This is a genomic window from Frankia sp. CcWB2 (genome assembly GCF_977927585.1).
In genome coordinates this window covers 8,259-12,188 of record NZ_CDWRCM010000130.1, presented here as the reverse complement: position 1 = coordinate 12,188, position 3,930 = coordinate 8,259, and the positions used below count along the sequence as shown (strand labels likewise).

Annotated in this window: 5 protein-coding genes; all 5 read right to left on the bottom strand. The window is 71.2% G+C overall.

Annotation, left to right across the window (positions count from 1 at the left end; all coding sequences use genetic code 11):
• On the bottom strand, nt 1-512 hold a 512-nt coding region (locus tag ACY45C_RS14305), incomplete at its 3' end, for a CNNM domain-containing protein (protein ID WP_462188100.1).
• Between the two features lie 20 nt (nt 513-532).
• Nucleotides 533-1,111, bottom strand: coding sequence for an rRNA maturation RNase YbeY (ybeY, locus tag ACY45C_RS14300; protein WP_462188099.1), 579 nt, complete (start codon nt 1,109-1,111; stop codon nt 533-535).
• 28 nt (nt 1,112-1,139) lie between these two features.
• Nucleotides 1,140-2,177: a PhoH family protein gene (locus tag ACY45C_RS14295; RefSeq protein WP_462188098.1), complete on the bottom strand. Its 1,038-nt coding sequence runs from the start codon at nt 2,175-2,177 to the stop codon at nt 1,140-1,142.
• 151 nt (nt 2,178-2,328) lie between these two features.
• Complete coding sequence (locus ACY45C_RS14290) at nt 2,329-3,039, bottom strand: 16S rRNA (uracil(1498)-N(3))-methyltransferase (RefSeq protein WP_462188097.1); 711 nt, start codon at nt 3,037-3,039, stop codon at nt 2,329-2,331.
• Nucleotides 3,040-3,162: 123 nt separating this feature from the next.
• Nucleotides 3,163-3,930 (bottom strand): DnaJ C-terminal domain-containing protein (locus ACY45C_RS14285; protein ID WP_462188096.1); only part of this gene is annotated, 768 nt, incomplete at its 5' end.

Here is a 3,930-nt window from a genome sequence, read left to right as displayed (position 1 = left end):
GGCTCGGCCTCGGAGGCGAAGGGACCATCCCGGAAACCAGGGCCGGGGGTGACCGCGTTGCCGAACGCGATCAGCAGCCGGGGCAACGGCCCGAAGATCCGCGCCAACCGGACCGTGAGACCGGCGCTGGCCAACGCCACCGCGGGGGCGTGCTGGCGGCCCAGAGTACGGGACATCACCCCGACGAGGATGTAGGCGACCAGGGTCGAGGCCAGCGTCCCGAGGCCGATCGCGGCGAACCCGGCCCCGTAGGCGTGCACGAACAGCACCGTGATACAGGCCGCGGCGAGCATCTCCGCGACGATGCGCAGGAGCAGCAGCAGCGCGAGGTAGCGGCCCGGATCGGCCACGACGGTCGCCAGGTTCCGGGCACCGGCCCGGCCCTGGCGGGAGAAGCCCTCGACCGTCACCCGGGAGACCCGGGTCAGGGCCGCGTCGATGCCGCCGAGACCCGCCGCGGCAAGCGAGCCCATCACGGCGATGAAGACGAGAAAAAGATCACCGGAACTCATGCGGACCCCCTTGTGCCGGGTCAGCATGCGGGCGCGGCAGGGGGCTCTCCGGCGCCACCGCCACGGCCCTGGTCACTACGGCGGCCCTCGCCGCCGCCCGCGGCATCGCGGGCGGCGTCCGCGTCGCCGGGGGCCCGCACCGCGCCGTCCCACGACGCGAGCAGCTGGCTCTGTACCTTCCACATCTCGCGTTCCTCGTCCGGCTCGGCGTGGTCGTAGCCGAGCAGGTGCAGGATGCCGTGGGTGCACAGCAGGGACAGCTCGCGATCGAAGGAGTGACCGGCCTGCTCCGCCTGCCGCCGCGCGACGTCCGGGCACAGCACGACGTCGCCGAGCAGGGTGGTCGGATCGTCGTCGACCGACTCCGACCACGAGGCGTCGAAGGCGTCGTCCTGCGGGAAGGACAGGACGTCGGTCGGGCCCTCCTCCCCCATGTACCGGACGTGCAGATCGGTCATAGCCTTCGGCTCCACCAGCATCACCGAGAGCTCGGCGAGCGGGTTCACCTTCATGGCGTCGAGCACGAACCGGGCGAGCGCGGCCAGCCTCACCTCGTCGACGTCACTCGCGCCCGACTCGTTGGCAACGAATACGGCCATCAGCGGTCCTCTCCGACCGCGGCGACGGTCACCGTCGGTCCCGACGGGCAGACCGGGCCGGAGCGGGTGGCGGCGCGCTGGCCGCGTCCCAGCGGGCGTAAGCGTCGACGATCTCGCTCACGAGCCGGTGCCGAACCACATCGGAGCTGGTCAGGGATGCAAAATGGACGTCGTCGAGGCCGTCGAGGATCTCCCGGACCACCCGCAGCCCGCTGCGGGTGCCGCTGGGGAGGTCGACCTGGGTCACGTCCCCAGTAACAACGATCTTCGCGCCGAAGCCGAGCCGGGTGAGGAACATCTTCATCTGTTCCGGCGAGGTGTTCTGGGCTTCGTCGAGGATGATGAAGGCGTCGTTCAACGTCCGGCCGCGCATGTAGGCCAGTGGGGCCACCTCGATCGTGCCGCTCTGCATCAGCCGCGGGATCGAGTCCGGATCGATCATGTCATGCAGCGCGTCGTAGAGCGGCCGCAGGTAAGGATCGATCTTCTCGTACAGGGTCCCCGGCAGGAACCCGAGGCGTTCCCCCGCCTCGACCGCGGGGCGGGTCAGAATGATCCGGTTCACCTTCTTGGCCTGCAACGCCTGAACGGCCTTCGCCATGGCGAGGTAGGTCTTGCCGGTGCCGGCCGGCCCGATCCCGAAAACGATGGTGTGCTGGTCGATCGCGTCGACGTACCGCTTCTGGTTCAGCGTCTTCGGCCGGATCGTCCGGCCCCGGCTGGAGAGGATGTTGAGGGTGAGAACCTCGGCCGGCCGCTCCTCGGCGCCGCTGCGCAGCATCGCCAGCGAATGGTCGACATGCTGCGGGCTGAGCTCCGTCCCGGCGTCGAGCAGCGCGATGAGCTCGGCGAACAACCTGGCAGCGAGCTCGTTCTCAGCCGGAGCGCCGGTGATGGTGATCTCGTTGCCACGCACATGGATATCCGAGGAGAAAGCCTTCTCGACGGTACGGAGCAGCTGATCCTGGTGACCGAGCAGACTCACCATGCTGTGCGGACCGGGTACGACAATGCGCGTCTGGACCCTGGTGTCGGGCGCGACGGGTGGCGTAACGGATTCGGGCATAAAGAGCGGCCAGCGAGGCCGGGGCACCTCTCAGGATTGATGATCGCGGTAGGCGGCGCGGCGCGGACAGCCGACACCGGGACAGAACCCCTCCAGCCGGAGGGGCCGCCCAGCGAGGCGGACCACGGGCGCTACCTGGCCAGTCTATCCATCACCGCGCCGGGCCGTCCCAACGACCGAGGTCCGCGAACACGACCGCCGCGGCCACGACGCCGGCGGTGGATGTGCGCAGCACCGTCAAACCGAGCCGCGACACAATCGCTCCGGCCTCACCCAGCGTGGCCAGTTCCGGCTCGGACACCCCTCCCTCGGGGCCCACGACGAGCACCAGCTCCGCCGCCGAGGCGGTCGGGCCCACCCGCTCCGGCACCTCAACCGAGCGGACCAGTCCAACCGAGCGGGCCAGTCCGACCAACGGGATGGTCGCCTCCTCGTGCAGGACGACGGCAAGCGCCGCCGCCCGCACCCGCTCGACAACCTCCTTCAGGCCGGCCAGCTCGCCCACCACTGGCCAGTGCAGTCGGTGGGACTGCTTCGACGCCTCCTCCGCGGCTCTGACCCAGCGTTCCCGGGCCCGCACGCCACGGACATCCTCCCAACGGGCCACGGACCGGGCCGCCGACCACGGCACGATCTCGTCGACACCGACCTCGGTCAGCATCTCCACCGCCCGCTCGCCCCGATCCCCCTTGGCAAGGGCCTGCACGACAACCAGCCGGGGGCTCGGGGCCCCGGCGGCGGCCCGGCGCCGGACGGCGCAGTCGATCTCATCCCGCCGGACGGCGACGACCTCGCACTCCACCGCATGGCCAAGACCGTCGGTCACGTCGACCGGTTCCCCCGGCCGCAGCCGGCGCACCATGGCCGCATGGCGACCCTCCGGACCAGCGAGGGTGAACGAGTCCGCGATCGGCAGCGGCGACAGCCGGAACAGGGCGCTGGTCAGGATGCATCCTCTCCGCAGCGGTCACGGCCGACGACCGGGCTAACGGCCGCGGCGCGTGCCCCGCCGCCGGAACAGCCCCGCCGCGCCGCCGTCGGAGGATCCGCCCACGACGGCCGGCGCCTCCTCGTCGCGCAGCTTCGCCAACTCCCGCAGCAACCGCTCCTGCTCGCCGTCCAGCTTCGTCGGAGTCTCGACGTTGATGTGGATGTGCAGATGACCGCGCCCGGCGGCCCGCAGATGCGGAACCCCGCGCCCGGCGAGCTTGATGACCTCACCGGGCTGGGTGCCGGGCTTCACGGCGATGGTCTCGGTGCCGTCGAGGGTCTCCAGCGTGGCGGAGGTGCCGAGCGCCGCCGAGGTCATCGGCAGCGGCAGCTCACAGTGCAGATCGTCGCCCTCCCGGGTGAAGACCGGGTGCTGCTTCTCGGAGACCTCGACGTAAAGGTCACCGGGCGGCCCGCCGCCGGGCCCGACCTCGCCCTCGCCCGACAGCCGGATGCGCATGCCGTCCTCGACCCCGGAGGGGATCTTCACGGTGAGCGTCCGGCGCTTGCGTACCCGGCCGTCGCCGCCGCAGTCCCGGCAGGGATGCTCGATCACGGTGCCAGTACCCGAACACCGCGGACAAGGCCGGGAGGTCACCATCTGGCCGAGGAAGGAACGGGTGACCTGCTGGACCTCGCCCCGCCCGCCGCAGGTACCGCAGGTCGACGGGTGCGTGCCGGGAGCCGCACCGGCGCCGGTACACGTCGAGCACACCGCCGCCGTGTCCACGGTGATCTCGCGCGTGGCGCCGAACGCGGTCTC

Coding starts and splice junctions, on each gene's coding strand:
- ybeY (WP_462188099.1), bottom strand. CDS start 1,111: ATGGCCGTATTCGTTGCCAACGAGTCGGGCGCGAGTGACGTCGACGAG.
- ACY45C_RS14295 (WP_462188098.1), bottom strand. CDS start 2,177: ATGCCCGAATCCGTTACGCCACCCGTCGCGCCCGACACCAGGGTCCAG.
- ACY45C_RS14290 (WP_462188097.1), bottom strand. CDS start 3,039: ATGGTGCGCCGGCTGCGGCCGGGGGAACCGGTCGACGTGACCGACGGT.